Source organism: Stenotrophomonas sp. VV52, assembly GCF_002893095.1.
Taxonomy (GTDB): Bacteria; Pseudomonadota; Gammaproteobacteria; order Xanthomonadales; family Xanthomonadaceae; genus Stenotrophomonas; species Stenotrophomonas aracearum.
In genome coordinates, this window is sequence record NZ_KZ622864.1 from 141,331 (window position 1) to 159,404 (window position 18,074).

The 18,074-nt window shown below is 67.5% G+C and carries 19 protein-coding genes; 18 read left to right on the forward strand and 1 reads right to left on the reverse strand.

All coding sequences use genetic code 11. The features are described 5' to 3' along the window. The first annotated feature begins 24 nt into the window (after positions 1–24). Both C2U58_RS00595 and C2U58_RS00600 read left to right on the forward strand, forming a co-directional pair. Complete coding sequence (locus tag C2U58_RS00595) at positions 25–567, forward strand: hypothetical protein (protein ID WP_146033377.1); 543 nt, start codon at positions 25–27, stop codon at positions 565–567. Positions 568–678: 111 nt separating this feature from the next. Beyond that, positions 679–1,275, forward strand: a complete 597-nt coding sequence (locus C2U58_RS00600; RefSeq protein ID WP_102944112.1) for a DUF1439 domain-containing protein — start codon at positions 679–681, stop codon at positions 1,273–1,275. Between the two features lie 111 nt (positions 1,276–1,386). Here C2U58_RS00600 and C2U58_RS00605 read toward each other — a convergent pair whose 3' ends face one another. Continuing rightward, complete coding sequence (locus C2U58_RS00605) at positions 1,387–1,854, reverse strand: SET domain-containing protein-lysine N-methyltransferase (protein ID WP_102944113.1); 468 nt, start codon at positions 1,852–1,854, stop codon at positions 1,387–1,389. 132 nt (positions 1,855–1,986) lie between these two features. Here C2U58_RS00605 and C2U58_RS00610 point away from each other — a divergent pair, with 132 nt between their 5' ends. The 16 genes from C2U58_RS00610 (at position 1,987) to C2U58_RS00685 (ending at position 18,059) form a co-directional block, all read left to right on the forward strand. Then, positions 1,987–2,439: an SUF system Fe-S cluster assembly regulator gene (locus C2U58_RS00610; RefSeq protein ID WP_070206640.1), complete on the forward strand. Its 453-nt coding sequence runs from the start codon at positions 1,987–1,989 to the stop codon at positions 2,437–2,439. 16 nt (positions 2,440–2,455) lie between these two features. Further along, positions 2,456–3,931 (forward strand): Fe-S cluster assembly protein SufB, encoded by a 1,476-nt coding sequence (gene sufB / locus C2U58_RS00615; protein WP_102944114.1) that lies wholly within the window; start codon positions 2,456–2,458, stop codon positions 3,929–3,931. Positions 3,932–3,994: 63 nt separating this feature from the next. Further along, positions 3,995–4,759: a Fe-S cluster assembly ATPase SufC gene (gene sufC, locus C2U58_RS00620; protein WP_070206642.1), complete on the forward strand. Its 765-nt coding sequence runs from the start codon at positions 3,995–3,997 to the stop codon at positions 4,757–4,759. After that, positions 4,759–6,021 (forward strand): Fe-S cluster assembly protein SufD, encoded by a 1,263-nt coding sequence (gene sufD / locus C2U58_RS00625; protein WP_102944115.1) that lies wholly within the window; start codon positions 4,759–4,761, stop codon positions 6,019–6,021. The genes sufC and sufD overlap by 1 nt, the downstream gene beginning before the upstream one ends. After that, complete coding sequence (locus C2U58_RS00630; RefSeq protein WP_102944116.1) at positions 6,018–7,274, forward strand: cysteine desulfurase; 1,257 nt, start codon at positions 6,018–6,020, stop codon at positions 7,272–7,274. Before sufD ends, C2U58_RS00630 begins: the two co-directional genes overlap by 4 nt. A 167-nt stretch (positions 7,275–7,441) precedes the next feature. Next, on the forward strand, positions 7,442–8,158 hold the full coding sequence (locus tag C2U58_RS00635; RefSeq protein ID WP_102944117.1) for an energy transducer TonB: 717 nt from the start codon (positions 7,442–7,444) through the stop codon (positions 8,156–8,158). A gap of 51 nt (positions 8,159–8,209) precedes the next feature. Next, positions 8,210–8,746: a GNAT family N-acetyltransferase gene (locus C2U58_RS00640; RefSeq protein WP_102944118.1), complete on the forward strand. Its 537-nt coding sequence runs from the start codon at positions 8,210–8,212 to the stop codon at positions 8,744–8,746. Beyond that, positions 8,743–9,075 carry a non-heme iron oxygenase ferredoxin subunit gene (locus C2U58_RS00645; RefSeq protein WP_102944119.1) on the forward strand — a complete coding sequence of 111 codons (333 nt, stop codon included), beginning with the start codon at positions 8,743–8,745 and terminating at the stop codon, positions 9,073–9,075. The genes C2U58_RS00640 and C2U58_RS00645 overlap by 4 nt, the downstream gene beginning before the upstream one ends. Before the next feature lie 134 nt (positions 9,076–9,209). After that, a complete protein-coding gene (locus tag C2U58_RS00650; protein ID WP_102944120.1) occupies positions 9,210–9,605 on the forward strand; it encodes a hypothetical protein in 396 nt (131 codons plus the stop codon). 156 nt (positions 9,606–9,761) lie between these two features. Next, positions 9,762–12,083, forward strand: coding sequence for a catecholate siderophore receptor Fiu (locus C2U58_RS00655; protein WP_102944121.1), 2,322 nt, complete (start codon positions 9,762–9,764; stop codon positions 12,081–12,083). A 19-nt stretch (positions 12,084–12,102) separates the two neighbouring features. Continuing rightward, positions 12,103–12,789 carry a Fe2+-dependent dioxygenase gene (locus tag C2U58_RS00660; protein WP_102944122.1) on the forward strand — a complete coding sequence of 229 codons (687 nt, stop codon included), beginning with the start codon at positions 12,103–12,105 and terminating at the stop codon, positions 12,787–12,789. Positions 12,790–12,910: 121 nt separating this feature from the next. Further along, on the forward strand, positions 12,911–13,339 hold the full coding sequence (locus tag C2U58_RS00665; protein WP_253256601.1) for a hypothetical protein: 429 nt from the start codon (positions 12,911–12,913) through the stop codon (positions 13,337–13,339). Positions 13,340–13,487: 148 nt separating this feature from the next. Further along, on the forward strand, positions 13,488–15,920 hold the full coding sequence (locus C2U58_RS00670; RefSeq protein ID WP_102944123.1) for a TonB-dependent receptor: 2,433 nt from the start codon (positions 13,488–13,490) through the stop codon (positions 15,918–15,920). A gap of 83 nt (positions 15,921–16,003) precedes the next feature. Beyond that, complete coding sequence (locus tag C2U58_RS00675; RefSeq protein ID WP_253256603.1) at positions 16,004–16,645, forward strand: PepSY-associated TM helix domain-containing protein; 642 nt, start codon at positions 16,004–16,006, stop codon at positions 16,643–16,645. Between the two features lie 32 nt (positions 16,646–16,677). After that, entirely contained in the window at positions 16,678–17,196 is a 519-nt protein-coding gene (locus C2U58_RS00680; protein WP_102944124.1) for a DUF2271 domain-containing protein, read from the forward strand. A 56-nt stretch (positions 17,197–17,252) separates the two neighbouring features. Continuing rightward, on the forward strand, positions 17,253–18,059 hold the full coding sequence (locus C2U58_RS00685; RefSeq protein ID WP_102944261.1) for a DUF4198 domain-containing protein: 807 nt from the start codon (positions 17,253–17,255) through the stop codon (positions 18,057–18,059). Positions 18,060–18,074: the final 15 nt, after the last annotated feature.

Genomic DNA, 18,074 nt, shown 5'->3' on the forward strand with positions numbered 1-18,074 from the left:
GCCCTTCACCGGGGAGAGTGCGCCATGCGTCGAGTCGTGTACCTGTTGCCGCTGTTGTTCGCCGGGTGCTCGTGCCAGCCCGACCCGGTCGCCGGTGGCGCTGAGCCCCCCCCACCGGATGGCGCTGCCATCGCCGCCGCGGCGCCCGTCGCGGATGCGACATCGCAGACGCCCGCCGGTCTGTCCAGCGTGGTGGCGCCGACACTCAGTGCGGTCGCACCTGGCGCGTTGGATGAGGGCACCACGGTTCGCACCTACATTTACGCACTGCTGAACCGCGACCGCAAAGCCGCTGATGCGTACTGGAGCGGGGGTCGTACCAGTTCCCGCCCCGACGACGCGGTGCTGCGGGACATCGCCGACCTGCGCAACCTGCGGATCGACACCGACAGCCCGATTGCGCGCGACACCGAACAACCGTCGCGTCTTCGCGAAGTCCCGGTGCGCGTCCGTGCAATTACCGGTACGGGCACCTTCTTCTTCCAGGGCTGGTACCGCCTGCAACCGCGCCCCGACGGCAGCGGCTGGGAAATCCACGGCGCTTCCCTGCAACCCGTAGTGCACTGAACGGGCGACGGTAGATCCACGCCCTGCGTGGATGCTTCTGGCGCCAGCCATGAAGCACCGATTCATCCAGACCCGCTATCGTGTGGTCATCCCAACCCTGCGCCTGCTCCCATGAAGCTACGCCCCGCGTTCGCCCGCCTTGCCGCCTGCACCGTCCTGATCGCCGCCGCGGTCGGCGCACAGGCCGCCCCCAGCATTTCCGGCCGCAACCTGTCGGTGGGTGCCGCCGACGTCCAGGAGTACCTCGATGGCAGCTTCCCGCGCACCCAGAACGCGCTGGGCGGGTTGATCGCCATGACCATGAGCCACCCGACCCTGACCCTGCCGCAGGGCAACCGCCTGGACCTGGGCATGGACGTGGCGGTGGCCACCGCCGGCGGTGCGCCCGCGCCGCTGGGCAAGGTCAAGCTGAGCAGTGGCCTGCGCTATGACGCGCAGACCCAGGGCTTCCACCTGGACCAGCCGAGCGTGGACGACTTCACCCCGGCCAACAACGGCGCCCGGCTGGACTCGCGCACGCGCGAGCTGCTCAACGTGTTCCTGACCGACTACGCCCGCCGCGAGCCGATCTACAAAATCGATCCGACCGTGGGCGCCCTGCTGGGCGCGCTGCAGGTGCAGTCGGCCCAGGTGCAGAACGGCAGGCTGGTGGTGACCTTCAACCAGGACCTCGGCGCGATGGTGCCGGCCGGGGTTCTCGGAAAGTAATCGAAACCCACCGACGTAGTGCCGGCCGCTGGCCGGCTCCTCCTTCGGCCAGATTTGCGTGGAGCCGGCCAGCGGCCGGCACTACGCCCAAACGGCAAACGCCCTTGGCGTTTACCGCTTCGGCTGCAACATCGTCCCGGTGCACTTCTTCGCGCCGCAGCGGCATTCCCATATCTTCTTCAGGCGCGCGGTATGGCGCTCGGCCAGGGTGATGCCGTAGTTGTAGGTCAGCTCGGCGCCGGGCTCGATGTCCTTGATCGCCTCGATGAACACCTTGTCCTCGCGGCGGTTGTCGCCCTCTGCTTCCTCGATCACCGCCTCGCAGTTCGGGTCGCAGCTGTGGTTCAACCAGCGCGCATCGTTGCCCTTGTAGTTGGCGTCGATCACGTAGTCGTCGTTCAGGGTGAACAGGAAGGTGTGACCGCTCTCCACATCCCCGGTATCATCGGCGTCCACATCGGCGTGGCTGCGCAGCAGGCCCTTGTACTGGATGACCCGTTCGCCCTTCTTCAGTGGCGCCAGCGCGAACACGCCATTGCCGTGGATCGAGGATTTGCGGGCTTGGATCTTCTTGGGCATCAGGCTGGCCGTTACGTTGGGATGGTCGATTCTCGCTTAATAGTCGTGATGATGCCTACCTGAACACGACGGGTTGGATGCCCGCGCATAAAAGCGTACAATTTCAGTCCGCTTTATGGCTCTGCCCTCCCCATGCTCCGCGTCACCAAGCTCACCGATTACGCCACCGTCGTCCTGACCGTCCTTGCCGCGCGCCCGGGCGAGGTGCTCAGTGCGACCGAACTGGCTGAATATGCCCGCCTTGAGCCGCCTACCGTCAGCAAGCTGCTCAAGCCGCTGGCCCAGGCCGGCCTGGTCGAAGGCCTGCGCGGCGTGCGCGGCGGCTACCGGCTGACCCGCGCCGCCGACCAGATCAGCCTGTTCGAGATCGTCGAAGCCATGGAGGGCCCGCTGGGCCTGACCGAGTGCGCGCACGACCACAGCCAGTGCGGACGCGAGCTGCAGTGCGGCGCGCGCAGCAGCTGGCGGCTGATCAACGACGTGGTGTCCGACGCACTGCGCAAGGTCAGCCTGGCGCAGATCCTGCCCCCTCTTCCCCTTGTTGACGCCCCCCGCCGCGTGATCGCGGCGGATGTCGTCTCCTGATCCACAGGCAGCCCCCATGGCCACCGATACCCTCGACACCGTCGCCCCCGGCGACACCCCCAACCGCGAGATCCATGAGCAGCTCGGCCGCAAGTATTCGGCCGGCTTCATCACGGAGATCGAATCGGACTCGCTGCCGCCCGGCCTGGACGAGGACACCATCCGTGCCCTTTCGGCCAAGAAGGACGAGCCGGAGTGGATGACGCAGTGGCGCCTGGACGCCTACCGCCACTTCCTGACCATGCCGATGCCGAACTGGGCCAAGCTGCAGATCGCCGCGATCGACCTGCAGGCGCTCAGCTACTATTCCGCGCCGAAGGGCCCGAAGTACGCCTCGCTGGACGACGTGCCGAAGGAACTGCTCGACACCTACGACAAGCTGGGCGTGCCGCTGCACGAGCGCGCCAAGCTGGCCGGCGTGGCGGTGGACGCGGTGTTCGACTCGGTCTCGGTCGGTACCACTTTCCGCAAGGAACTGGCCGAAAAGGGCGTGATCTTCTGCTCGATGTCGGAAGCCATCAAGGAGCACCCGGAACTGGTCCAGAAGTACCTGGGCACCGTGGTGCCGGTCGGCGACAACTACTTCGCCGCGCTGAACTCGGCCGTGTTTTCCGACGGCAGCTTCGTGTTCATTCCCAAGGGCGTGCGCTGCCCGATGGAACTGAGCACCTATTTCCGCATCAACGCCGGCCACACCGGCCAGTTCGAGCGCACCCTCATCGTCTGCGAGGACAAGGCGTACGTGTCCTACCTGGAAGGCTGCACCGCGCCGATGCGCGATGAGAACCAACTGCACGCCGCAGTGGTTGAGCTGGTCGCGCTGGAAGATGCCGAGATCAAGTACTCCACCGTGCAGAACTGGTACCCGGGCGACGAAAACGGCGTTGGCGGCATCTACAACTTCGTCACCAAGCGTGCCGAATGCCGTGGCGCGCGCAGCAAGGTCACCTGGACCCAGGTCGAAACCGGTTCGGCGATCACCTGGAAGTACCCGTCCTGCGTGCTGCTGGGCGACGACTCGGTGGGCGAGTTCCACTCGGTGGCGTTGACCCACCATCGCCAGCAGGCCGACACCGGCACCAAGATGATCCACATCGGCAAGCGCACCAAGAGCAAGATCGTCAGCAAGGGCATCAGCGCGGGCCGTGGCCAGAACACCTACCGCGGCCTGGTCAAGGTCGACCGGAATGCCGACGGCGCGCGCAACTACACCCAGTGCGACTCGCTGCTGATCGGCAAGACCTCCGGCGCACACACCTTCCCGTACATCGAGGTCAAGAACCCGAGTGCGACGGTGGAGCACGAAGCCACCACCTCGAAGATTTCCGACGACCAGCTGTTCTATTGCCGCGCGCGTGGCATCGACCAGGAAAACGCGGTGTCGATGATCGTGGACGGCTTCTGCAAGCAGGTGTTCCGCGAGCTGCCGATGGAGTTTGCGGTGGAAGCCAAAAAGCTGCTGGAAGTTTCGCTGGAAGGTTCCGTCGGCTGATTCGCCGCGCCTTTGATTGATATTTTTTGCCACGCAGGGCGTGGCACTACCCGGATTCGTATCATGCTGAAGATCGACAACCTGCACGCCCGCATCGGCGAAAAAGAAATCCTCAAGGGCCTCTCGCTGGACGTGAAGCCCGGCCAGGTGCACGCCATCATGGGCCCCAACGGCGCCGGCAAGTCCACCCTGGGCAACGTGCTGGCCGGCCGCGACGGCTATGACGTCAGCGAAGGCAGCATCCAGTTCGAAGGCCGCGACCTGCTCGAGCTGGCCCCGGAAGAACGCGCCGCCGCCGGCCTGTTCCTGGCCTTCCAGTACCCGGTGGAGATCCCCGGCGTGAACAACACCTACTTCCTACGCGCCGCGCTCAACGCCCAGCGCAAGGCGCGCGGCGAGGAAGAACTGGACTCGATGCAGTTCCTCAAGCTGGTGCGCCAGAAGCTGGCCGTGCTGCACCTGAAGGACGAACTGCTGCACCGTGGCGTCAACGAAGGCTTCTCCGGTGGTGAGAAGAAGCGCAACGAGATCTTCCAGCTGGCCGTGCTCGAGCCGAAGCTGGCGATCCTGGACGAGACCGACAGCGGCCTGGACATCGACGCGCTGAAGAGCGTGGCCGACGGCGTCAACGCGCTGCGCTCGCCGGACCGCTCGTTCCTGGTCATCACCCATTACCAGCGCCTGCTCGACTACATCAAGCCGGACGTGGTGCACGTGCTGGCCGACGGCAAGATCGTGCAGAGCGGCGGCCCCGAGCTGGCCCTGGAACTGGAAGCGCACGGCTACCACTTCTTGAAGGACCGCGTGGTGCCGGAGGCAGCGGTCTGATGAGCGCCCTGCTGGATTCCCTTGCCGCCGGTTTCTGCGGCAGCGACGCACGCCGCGCCGAGCTCGACGCGGCCCTGCAGGCCGGCCTGCCTGGCCCGCGCAGCGAGGCCTGGAAGTACACCTCGCTGCGCCAGCTGGAACGGCGCAGCTTCCAGCCGGCGCCGCTGGCCGCGCCGGAGATCGACCCTGCCCTGCTGGCCGACATCCCGTCGCCGCGGCTGGTGTTCGTCAACGGCCGCACGTCCGAAGCGCACAGCGACCTCACCACACTGCCCGACGGCGTGCAGGTCCAGACCCTGTCTACCGCGCTGCACGCCGGTGACGACGCCCTGCGCTTCCTTGGCCGCCGCTTCGAGCGCAGCGAAGAAATCTTCGCCCGGCTCAACGCCGCGCTGGCCGACGAAGGCGTGCTGGTGCGCGTGGATGACGGCGTACAGGTGGAAGCACCGCTGCAGCTGGTCTTCATCAGCGCCGCCGGTGCCGCCGACCTGGCCTGGCACCATCGCCACCTGATCGAGCTGCGCGCCGGCGCCGCCCTCGGCGTGGTCGAACACCACCTGGACCTGGGCGATGCCGCGCACTTCGGCAACACCCTGGTGCACGTGCACCTGGCCAAGGACGCGGTGCTCTCGCATGCCCGCGTGCAGGCCGACAGTGCCCGCGCCATCACCCTGCTGCGCACCGACGCCGTGCTGGCCCGCGACGCGCAGTACCGCCGCGTGGACCTGGAGCTGGGCGCCGCACTCAGCCGCCACGAGCTCAACGTGCGCCTGGAAGGCGACAACGCCCAGCTCACCGCCAATGGCGTACTGCTCGGCAATGGCCGCCGCCATGTGGACACCCGCCTGGGTATCGAGCACATCGCGCGCGACACCGCCTCGGAAATGGTCTGGCGCGGCGTCGCCGCCAACCGCAGCCGCGTGGTCTTCCACGGCGGCATCCACATCCGGGCCGGCGCCGATGGCACCGACGCCAACCTCTCCAACAAGAACCTGCTGCTCTCGGCCGACGCCGAGATCGACACCCAGCCCACGCTGGTGATCGACGCGGATGAAGTAAAGGCCGCGCACGGCGCCACCGTCGGCCAGCTCGACGCCAACGCGTTGTTCTACCTGCGCTCGCGCGGCCTCCCGGCCGAACAGGCCCAGCAGCTGCTCAGCGCCGCGTTCTGCCATGAACCGCTGAACATGCTCGACGCACGGCTGACCGAACAGCTGCGCCGCCAGCTGGACATCGCACTGGCCAAGGCAGGGGTGGCATGAACCTCTCCACCCCGCGCCCGGCGACCGACACTGCGGTCGCCCCCGACTGGGACCGCGTGCGCCTGGACTTCCCGCTGCTGATGCGGGAAGTGCACGGCAAGCCGCTGGTGTACTTCGACAACGCCAACACCGGGCAGAAGCCGGTGCAGGTGATCGGCGCGGTGGACGAGTATTACCGGCGCTACAACGCCAACGTGAGCCGCGCGGTGCATGCGCTGGGCACCGAAGCCACCGACGCCTACGAAGGCGCGCGCACCAAGCTGGCGCGCTTCCTCAACGTGCGCGCCAGCGAGCTGGTGCTGTGCAGCGGCACCACCTTCGCGATCAACCTGGTGGCCTACTCGTGGGCGCTGCCGCGCCTGAAGGCCGGCGACGTGATCCTGGTCTCGCGCATGGAGCACCACGCCAACATCGTGCCGTGGCAGCTGGTCGCCCAGCGCACCGGCGCCACGATCCGCGTGGCCGAGATCACCCCGGAAGGCGCGCTCGACCTGGACGCGCTGCGCAAGGCGATGACGCCTGAGGTCAAGCTGCTCGCCGTGGCCCACGTCTCCAACGTGCTGGGCACGGTGAACCCGGTCCGCGAGATCTGCCGTGAAGCGCGCAAGCGCGGCATCATCACCGTGGTCGACGGCTCGCAGGCCGTGCCGCACCGCAAGGTCGACATCCCCGCCATCGGCTGCGACTTCTACGCCATCACCGGCCACAAGATGTGCGGCCCGACCGGTACCGGCGCGCTGTGGGCCCGACGCGAGCACCTGGATGCCATGCCGCCGTTCCTCGGCGGCGGCGAGATGATCAAGGAAGTCAGCTTCGAAGGCACGGTCTTCAGCGACGCCCCGCACAAGTTCGAAGCCGGCACCCCGAACATTGCCGGTTTCATTGGTCTCGGTGTGGCGGTGGACTATCTGGAATCGCTGGGGCTGGACCACGTGGAAGCGCGCGAAGGCGAACTGCTTGCGCACTTCACCGAAGAACTCGGCAAGATCGAAGGCCTGCGCATGTTCGGCACCACCCCGGACAAGGCGGCGGTCGTCTCCTTCCTGATCGAAGGCGCCCATGCCCACGACCTGGCCACCCTGCTCGACCTGGAAGGCGTCGCGATCCGCTCCGGCCAGCACTGCGCGCACCCGCTGCTGCAGTACTACGGCGTAGCCGCCACCTGCCGCGCGTCGCTGGCGTTCTACAACACCCACGCCGAGATCGAGCGCTTCATCGCCGCATTGAACAAGGTGCGCAAGCTGCTCGGCTGAGCCGGGGCCGCACGACCAACGGTCGTGCGCTACCGGTAATCGACCGCACCACCGAATCGACCGACCACCGGTAGCGCCGGCCGCTGGCCGGCCCTCCCGATGCTTCAACGTTCCATGCCGGGAATGGCTCGTGCAATAATGAGAACTCTTCTCATTAATGATCTCGAATGTCGTCGGTCGCAGCAGTCCCGTTTTTCGAGCGCCACGCCCAAGCACTCGCTGCGACCATCACGGCACTCGCCCACGCAGCCGCCCTGGCACTCCTGCTCTGGACCCACACCAGCAGCACGCGCCCGCTCGTGCCTCCACTCGCCGACCGCACCCAGCTCCTCCTGCTGCCTCCGCGCGCGCCCCAGGTGCCGCTGGAAGACATCATCGCGCCCACGCCAAGCATGGCCGCCGCCGTACAGCACCAGAAGCCCGAGCCGCCGCGCGATCTTCCGAAAACGCCGCCGCGAGACGCCGCCAACTGGGTCATCCCGCCGCCTACTCCGCCGCAGCCCAGAACCGACGCGCCTGCGCCGCTGCAGCAACAGGCCTCCGTTGCCGCCTCCCCGCCCAGCCCGCCGTTGCCGCCCGGCCCGAGCGAAGCCACGCCCGGTCGCGACAGCTGGGAAGGCCGGGTCATGGCCCAACTGGAGCGCTTCCGCCGCTACCCGCATGCCGCACGCGCGCGCCGCCACGAAGGCGTGGTGCAGGTACGGGTCAGCCTGTCCCGCGACGGACACCTGCTGGCGCTGTCGGTGGAGAAGAGCTCCGGGTACGCGATGCTGGACCAGGCCGCGCTGGATACCTTCCGCCGCGCCGAACCGCTGCCGGCCGTCCCGGACGACCGGCCGGCGCCGGTGGAACTGTCATTCCCGGTCGAGTTCTTCATCCGCTGAGCCCGCCCCGCCGAACTACCCGCCACTGGCAGCCGCCACTAGAATGTCGGCATGAGCACCCTGACCTTCCGTGCGGCCACGCTGGCCGACATTCCCGCCCTGATCACCCTGGTCACCTCGGCCTACCGCGGCGACGCCAGCCGCGCCGGCTGGACCACCGAAGCGGACATGCTGGACGGCGCGCGCATCGACGCCACCGGCCTGCAGGCGGATATAGAGCGCCCGCGCAGTACCGTGCTGCTGGCCGAACGCGACGGCCAGCTGCTGGCCTGCGCCCACGTGGCGGACGACCAGGGCAAGGGCTACTTCGGCATGTTCTCGGTGGACCCAGCCCAGCAGGGCGGCGGCATCGGCAAGCAGGTGATGGACGCGGCCGAAGCGCATGCGGCGCGCGAATGGTCGGTGCCGGTGATGCAGATGACGGTCATCGACATCCGCGACGAGCTGATCGCCTTCTACGAACGCCGCGGCTACCAGCGCACCGGGATCAAGAAGCCATTCCCCTACGGCGACGAACGCTTTGGCATTCCCAAGCGCGACGACCTGCGTTTCGAAGTGCTGGAAAAGCCGCTGGCGGCCCACGCATGAGCGAGACCTGGACCTTCGTCTGCGCCACCGCCGAACTGCTGCCGGGCGAGATGAAGAGCACCTTCGACGAGGTTACCGGCACGCCGATCGTGGTGTTCAACCTGGACGGCGAGTTGTACGCGCTGGAAGACCAGTGCACGCATGAAGAGTTCGAGCTGTCCTCGGGCACCTTCGACACCACCGAAGGCAGCATCGAGTGCGTGCTGCACAGCGCCCGCTTCGACGTGCGTGACGGCCGTGCCCTGTGCGCACCGGCCTACAGCCCGGTGCCGAAGTTCCCGGTGAAGCGGGAGCACGACGCGGTCTGGACCCGCGACGACCGCGACTGAGTCCACAGTTTTCGATATCCACCCCTGTTCAGTGCCAGAACGGGGATGATGACGACATGATCGCGGATGCGAATCATTATTGTTTCTGTTAATTTAGCGTTCTTCGCCGCCCCGGCCTGACCGATCCCCGCCTCATGGCTTCCGCCCGAGACGCCGCCCCCGCCCGCTGGACCCCGCTGCTGCTGACTGCAGCGGCGATGTTCTGCCTGCTTGCCGCCTTCATCGGCTGGCCGGGCCTGGATGCGGCGGCCGGATCGGCAGGGCCCGGGGTCCGCGCCGCATCAGGCGAAGACCACAGTCAATCCGGCGCCCCCATGCCCGGCCGACTCAACGCCGCCGTGCATGCCTGCGTGGCCGGCGAAAAGGAAGCGGAAACCGGTCGACCCGGCAAAACCGGCGCGCCGGTCTGGACACTGCGCCTGCTGTCCGGTGCAGGCCACACCGCGACGCCTGCTGTTCCGCCACCGTTCTCCCTGCCGGCGCGCCCGCTGCGCTCGCACCCGTCCCAGGCGCCTCCCGTCCGCGCCTGATCGACCCGCCGCGCGGGCCTGCTGCCGCGCGCGCCGCTGACTGCTGTCCGCACGACCTCTTTCCGTATCCGATCGACCGTCCATGCTCCTGCGTGCGCGCATCCCCCCGTGCGTGTACGCGGCTTCCCTTCATCCGTTTCCAGGTCTTCAACCACCATGATCAAGAGCCGCAAGCACTCCTCCCCCGCCCGCAGCGCCGCCAGCCTGGCCACCGCCAGCCTGGTGACCAGCCTCAGCCTGGCCGTGCTGCCCGTGGCTGCGCAGGCCCAGTCCAACGACACCACGGCGCAGACGCTGGACCAGGTGCACGTGCTGGCCACGCGCGGCTTCAAGGCCGACAAGGTCGCCTCGCCCAAGTTCACCCAGCCGCTGCAGGACACCCCGCAGACCATCCAGGTCATCACCCGCGACCTGTTCACCCAGCAGGGCGCGACCACCCTGACCGATGCACTGCGCAACAGCCCGGGCGTGGGCACGTTCTATGTCGGCGAGAACGGCAACACCAACACCGGCGACAGCATCTTCATGCGCGGCTTCGACACCTCCAGCAGCATCTTCGTGGACGGTGTGCGCGATGTCGGGTCGATCTCGCGCGATGTGTTCAACACCGAGCAGGTGGAAGTGTCCAAGGGTCCGGCCGGCACCGACAACGGCCGCTCGGCCCCGACCGGCTCGATCAACATGGTGAGCAAGCAGGCCAACCTGCATGACGCGGTCAGCGGCACCCTCTCCGCGGGCAGCGACAGCCAGCGTCGCGGTACCGCCGACTGGAACCAGGCCCTGGGCGCCAGCAGCGCGCTGCGCCTCAACGCCATGTGGCAGGACAGCGACCAGCCGGGCCGCGACCACGTCAACAATTCGCGCTGGGGCATCGCGCCGTCGCTGGTGTTCGGCTTGGACAGCAACACCCGCTACATCCTCAACCTGCTGTACGTGGACCAGCAGAACGTGCCCGACGGCGGCGTGCCGACGCTGGGCCTGCCGGGCTGGACCCCGCAGCCGACCCTGGAACAGCTGGCCGGCCACCCCGTGAACCCGGAAAACTTCTACGGCACCCGCGCCGACCATGACGATGTCACCGCGAAGATGGCCACGTTCCGGATCGAACACGACTTCAACGACGGCCTGCAGCTGACCAACACCGCGCGCTGGGGCCGTACCGACCAGGACTACCTGCTGACCGCGTTCATGGGCACCGGCACGCGCGGTGCCAATGGCGCCCCGACCGGCAACATCCGCTACACCGACCGCAACAACCTGGACACCTACACGATCGCGCGCAGCCTGCCGACCTTCAAGGTCCAGCAGAACACCATCCTCACCGACCAGCTCAACCTGCGCGCGGACTTCAACACCGGTGCCATCGCGCACAACCTGAGCACCGGGCTGGAATTCACCCGCGAAGAGCTCAAGACCTTCGGCCAGGCCGCCACCAACGGCACCACCTGGTCGGCCGCCAACCTGTACAACCCGGACTGGAATGCCACCGGCCTGACCTGGGCGCACAACGGCGCCGACACCCGCGGCAAGACCACCACCTCGTCGGTGTACCTGTTCGACACCCTGCACTTCACCGAGAGCTTCCTGGTCACGGCCGGCCTGCGCGCGGACCACTACAAGACCGAATACCAGAGTGCGGCGGTGTGCGGCGGCCGTGGCCCGGCCTGCGGCGCCAATCCGGTCGGCACGGTCATCGCCAACCCGTCGCTGGAGCACAGCGACACCCTGCTCAACTGGAAGCTGGGCGCGGTGTACAAGGTCGGCGACATCGTCAGCCTGTACGGCAATTACGCGCTGTCGCAGCAGCCCCCGGGTGGCAGCAACTTCCAGCTGAGCAGCTCGGCCAGCAGCGCCGACAACCCCAGCCTGGACCCGCAGAAGGCCAAGACCCTGGAAGTGGGCACCAAGTGGGCATTCCTGGATGACGCGCTTGCGTTCAACGTGGCCCTGTTCAAGACCGAGGTCAGCAACGAGATCAACACCCAGGTGCTTGACGACGCCGGCAACCCGACCCAGACCGGCAAGAAGTCGGTGCAGGGCATCGAAGTCTCCACGGTGGGCCGCATCACCGACAACTGGTCGGTGTCGGCCGGCTACAGCCACCTGGATACCGAAGTGGAGGAAGGCGCCAACGTGGCCGCTGACGGCACCCGCAACCTGACCTACACGCCGGGTGCGACCTTCACCAGCTGGACCAGCTACACCTTCCCGTTCGGGCTGACCCTGGGCGGTGGCGTGCGCTACGCGGGCCAGATGCACCGCGGCACCGATGGTGCGGTGGGTACGCCGGCCTTCACCAAGTCCTACACGGTGTATGACGCGGTGGCCTCGTATGCGATCAACGACCACCTGGTGCTGCGTTTGAACGCGTACAACCTGTTCGACAAGCAGTATGTGGCCGCGATCAACAAGAGCGGCTACCGTTACACCCCGGGCGTGCCGCGCAGCGTGCTGTTCAGCGCCGACTTCCGCTTCTGATCCCCGCCAGGACCCTGCCATGCTGCTGCACGTCCCCGATGTCCTCACTGCCGACGAACTGGCCCACCTGCAGCGCGCACTGGCGGCGGCGGACTGGGCCGATGGCCGCGAGACGGTGGGCGTGCAGGGCGCGCAGGTCAAACGCAACCAGCAGCTGCCCGACGCGTCGCCGCTGAAGGCCGAACTGGGGCGGATGGTGCTGGCGGCGCTGGAACGGCACCCGCTGTTCTTCGCCGCTGCACTGCCGCTGCGCATCCTGCCGCCCCGCTTCAACCGCTACCAGGGCGGCGGCGAGTACGGGTTCCATGTCGATGGCGCGGTGATGATCACCGGTACGGACGGCCAGCGCAGTCACCTGCGCTCGGACGTCTCGTGCACGCTGTTCCTCAACGCGCCGGAGGAGTACGACGGCGGCGAACTGGTCATCAGCGACACCTACGGCGAGCATGACGTAAAGCTGCCGGCGGGCGACCTGGTGCTGTACCCGTCCAGCAGCCTGCACAAGGTGAACCCGGTGACCCGCGGTGCGCGGGTCGCCTCGTTCTTCTGGGTGCAGAGCATGGTGCGGGATGACGGCGCGCGGCGGATGCTGCTGGAAATGGATGGGGCGATCGAGAAGCTGCGGGTCACCGGGGCTGATCCGGGCGCGGTGCTGCAGTTGACGGGTGTGTATCACAACCTGCTGCGGCGCTGGAGCGAGACCTGAGCACCGCGATCAGCCACGCCCTGCGTGGCTGATGTAAACCATTCCTATTTGCGTTTGTGACAAACGCTACCTACAATTCCCGCCGCGCCGGAACCCCGGTGCTTTCGACAGGGACTCCGTCTTGCGCCATCCGCACCACCACCGCAGCTTTGCCCCCGCCGTGCGCGGGCAGCGCCCGGCGTTGGCCACGGTGCTGGGCTGGCTCGCCCTGCTCTCGATGCTGTTCGGCGCCCTGCCCCTGCTTGAACCGCACCTGCCCGGCACCGCCGCGCTGGTGCTGCAGCTGCCGGCCGAAGAACGCAGCCCCGGTGACACCCGCCTGCAGGAAGAGACACCGGCCAAGCCGCGCCGCATGTCCGCTGCAACACCGGCGGCACTGCCGCCGCGCCTGCCTTCTACCCCGCTCACCGAATCGCTCGACGCGCTGATGGCCACCCTGGCCGAGCTGCCACCGCAGCGCGCACCGTCGATCGATTCCGCCCCGACCACGCCGCTGCCTGCGGCTCCCGGCCTGCGCGTGCAGCGCGGGCAGGCCCCGCCGCAGGGCTGATCCCGGCGGTCGCGCGCCGTTGCGTGCGCACGCCCGCGGCCGACCGTGCCGCACTGCCCGCACCCCGGGCCTTCTGCTGATTCCCACCTTCCGCTGCGGCCGCCGGCCGCGGTGTTCCCGCGTTCGCACTCTTTTCGAGGTACACCCCATGGCCCAGCGCCATCGTCGTCGCACGTCCCTGTCCCGCTGCACCCTCAGCGTCGCCCTGCTGGGCGCGCTCAGCGCACCCGCCTTCGCCAGTGGCGATGCCGCCGGCGACCCCAAGACCCTGGACCAGGTGGTGGTCACCGCCTCGGGCTTCGAACAGAAGATCACCGACGCCCCGGCCAGCATCAGCGTGGTCAGCCGCGAAGAACTGAGCAAGCGCCCGTACACCAGCCTGGTCGACGCGCTGCGCGACGTGGAAGGCATCGACGTGGGCATGGAAACCACCGACAAGAACGGCCGCGCCACCATCTCCATGCGCGGCATGCCGTCCGAATACACCCTGGTGCTGATCGACGGCCGCCGCCAGAGCAATGTCGGCCAGCTGTACCCGAACAACTTCGGCGGCGGCCAGTTCGCCTACCTGCCGCCACTGGATTCCATCGAACGCATCGAAGTGGTGCGCGGCCCGATGTCCACGCTGTACGGCTCCGACGCCATGGGCGGGGTGATCAACATCATCACCCGGCGCAACCAGGACAGCTGGCACGGCTCGGTCACCCAGGGCTTCACCGTGCAGCAGGACGACCAGTTCGGCGACGCGCGCACCACCGACGTGTACCTGACCGGCCCGCTGGTCAAGGAACGACTGGACATGGCCGTGCGCGGCAGCTACTACGACGCCAAGGCGTCCAACCCGGAATGGGAGGCGCTGACCCTGCCCGACGGCACCCTGTGGGAGCGCAGCATCGGCTTCGGCGGTGGCGGCAAGGCGGTGGCCAACACCAACTGGAACACCGGCCTGCGCCTGAGCTGGTCGATCAACGACGACCACGACCTGTCGCTGGACTACGACGTCTCGCGCCAGAAGTACGACAACAGCGAAGGCCAGACCGGCACCCTGGACAGCCTGGCCAGCCTGTGGCGCGTCGGCAATGCCACCATTCCGAATCCAAACGGCACCGGCACGATCACCCGCCGCGTGGTGCAGCCGCGCGTGGGCTACACCGCCTACCAGCGCTACGAGCGCGACCAGCTGGCACTGAGCCACCAGGGCCGTTACGCGTTCGGCACCTGGCAGACCACGCTGACCCAGACCAAAAGCAACAACCTGGGCCGCTCGCTGCCGCTGACCCTGGACGAACGCGCCGACCTGCAGACCCTGTGGAACGACGTGTGCCGTCGCACCGGCGCGGCCAACAACTGCGCGGCCGGCCGCAGCAACGCGCTGACCGCGCTGAACCCGGCCGAGATGGCGCGGCTGGAAGCGTTCCTGCCACGCCCGATGCGCACCATGGAGCTGGAAGGCTACGTGCTGGACACCATGCTGGACATGAGTTTCGACGCGCACAAGCTGACCCTGGGCGGCCAGTACACCGATACCGGCATGATCGACGGCGTGTTCGGCATGGACGGCGCCGGCTATCGCGACAACGTGAAGCAGAAGCACCGCATGTGGTCGGTGTTCGCCGAGGACAACTGGGCGTTGACCGACGTGCTGACCGCCACCCTGGGCGTGCGCTACGACGACCACAACATCTTCGGCAGCCATGTCAGTCCGCGCGCCTACCTGGTGTGGAATGCCAGCGATGCGTGGACCTTCAAGGGCGGCGTCAGCACCGGCTACAAGACCCCGCGCCCGGACCAGCTGTTCCCCGGCGTAACCGGCTTCGGCGGGCAGGGCGTGCTGCCGCTGGTGGGGTCGCCCAACCTGCAGCCGGAAACCAGCACCAATTACGAGATCGCCAGCTACTACGAAGGCGAGCGCTGGGGCTTCAACGTGACCGGCTTCCTCAACAAGTTCGACGACAAGATCGCCAGCGGCGGCACCTTCCCGAACTGCGAAGTGGCCCCGGCAGGCAGCGGCTATTGCGTGGACGTGGGCCCGGGCTGGGCAGCGCTCGGCTACAGCACCTTCAGCCAGAGCGTGAACATCGACACCGCTGAAACGCGGGGCGTGGAAGCGGCGGCGCATGTGGACCTGCTCGATTCGCTGCAGCTGCGCGGCAACTACACCTATACGAAGTCCGAGCAGACCAGCGGCGTGGACAAGGGCAAGCCGGTCGGTGGCACCACCACGCCGGCCAAGCACATGGCCAATGCCAGCCTGAACTGGCAGGTCAGCGACGCGGTGAGCCTGTCGCTGATCGGCGAAGGGCGGTATGACCGTTACCGCGACACGCTGGTGACCACCGTCGGTGGCGTCAGCAATTCGCAGGTGCGCAATTACGAGGATTACACGATCTTCCACTTGGGCGGCAGCTGGGACATCAACCAGTGGCTGACCGTCAACGCGCGGGTCAACAACCTGTTCGACAAGGACTTCGTTTCGCAGTCCTGCGTGTTGATCAGCGACAGCGAGTTCAACTGCGTGGACGATTACGCCACCAAGGACCAGCGTCGGAGTTACTGGATTTCGTTGAACGCGAAGTTCTGACGCGCGGAGGGGGCGGACCGGCAACAATTGCGAACCATTCTCATTAATGGTGTAATTCGCCATTCGCCCCCCTTTCCGTGCCCGTGGCCACCAGCGCTCCTTCCACCGCCGTGCAGCAACAGCAGAGCCGGGGCTTCTGGCTCCGCACCCTGCACCAATGGCATTGGATCAGCTCAGCGGTGTGCCTGATCGGCATGCTGCTGTTCGCGGCCACGGGTATCACCCTGAATCACGCAGCCAAAATCGAGGCTACGCCACAGGTGGTGAACCGCCAGATGGAGCTGCCGGCCGACCTGCTCGGCCAGCTCGGCGACCGCACCGATGGCAACGCCCCGGTGCCCCGCCCCGCCGCGCGCTGGCTGGATCGCGAACTGGGCATTTCCGTCGGCCGCCGCCCGGCCGAGTGGTCGCCGGAGGAAATCTACCTCTCCATGCCCAGCCCCGGCGGCGACGCCTGGCTGAGCATCGACCGTGAAAGCGGTGCGGTGGAATACGAGGCCACTTCGCGTGGCTGGGTGTCCTACTTCAACGACCTGCACAAGGGTCGCAACGCAGGGCCGGCCTGGGGCTGGTTCCTCGACATCTTCGCGGTGGCCTGCCTGGTGTTCTGCATCACCGGCCTGTTCCTGCTGCACCTGCATGCCCGCCAGCGGCGCATGACCTGGCCGCTGGTCGGGCTCGGCCTGATGGTGCCGCTGCTGATCGCCCTGATCCTGATCCACTGATCCGCCTGTCCCCACCCTTCCGGAGCCGCACCATGCGCGTCACCCTCACCATCGCCCTGAGCGGCCTGCTGGCCACCTCGCCGGCCTACGCCACCACCCTGGACATCAACGTCGAGGTGCCCAAGCTCAACGTGGCCGAGTACCACCGCCCCTACGTGGCGGTGTGGCTGGAAGGCGCCGACCAGAAGGTCGCCGCCAACCTGGCAGTCTGGTACCAGCAGACCGGCAACAGCGAAGGCCATGGCACCAAGTGGCTGCCCGACCTGCGCCAGTGGTGGCGCAAGAGCGGTCGCGAACTCAAGGTGCCGGTGGACGGCGTGACCGGCCCGACCAAGCCGGCCGGCACCCATGCGCTGTCGTTCACCGACAAGCAGCCCGCCCTGAAGTCGCTCGCACCGGGCAACTACACCCTGGTGGTGGAAGCGGTGCGCGAAGTCGGCGGCCGCGAACTGCTCAAAGTCCCCTTCACTTGGCCGGCAACCGCGCCGCAGACCGGCAAAGCCCAGGGCAGCACCGAGCTGGGCCTGGTCACGCTGTCGGCCAAGCCCTGATCTTCCCGCCGCCCTTCCCCGTGGGAGGGCGCCCTTTACCCATCATGGAGTTGTTGATGAAGCGCTCGCTCGTCCTAGCCGCCGCCCTGGCCGCCGCCCTTCCGTTCTCCGCCCTCGCCCACAAGGCATGGCTGCAGCCGTCGCAGACCGTCATCGCCGGTGAGCACCCGTGGATTACCGTCGATGCGGCGGTCTCCAACGACCTGTTCTACTTCAACCACGTGCCGCTGCGCCTGGAAAGCCTGGTCATCACCGCGCCGGACGGCACCACCGTGCAGCCGCAGAACGCCTCCACCGGCAAGTTCCGCAGCGTGTTCGACGTCGAACTGACCCAGCAGGGCACCTACCGCCTGGCCTCGGTCAACAACGGCCTGTCGGCCAGCTGGGAAGAAGACGGCAAGCCCAAGCGCTGGCGCGGCACCGTGGCGACCTTTGCCACTGAGGTGCCGAAGAAGGCGAAGAAGCTGCAGGTCAGCCAGTCGGTCAACCGCATTGAAACCTTCGTCACCAACGGCACCCCGAACGCAACCGCGCTGGCGCCGACCAAGGTCGGCATCGAGCTGGTCGCGCTGGGCCACCCCAACGACCTCTTCTCCGGTGAGGAAGCAAAGTTCCGCGTGCTGGTCGACGGCAAGCCGCGCGCCGGCCTGGAATTCGAGATCACGCGCGGCGGTACGCGTTATCGCAACGCCCAGGACGAGATCAAGGTCACCAGCGACAAGAACGGCGAGATCACCGTCACTTGGCCGGAAGCCGGCATGTACTGGCTGGAAACCAGCAGCGAGGACAAGAAGACCACGCTGAAGCAGGCCAAGAGCCGCCGTTTGAATTACGTCGCGACGCTCGAAGTCCTCCCGCAGTAGAGCCGGGCTCTGCCC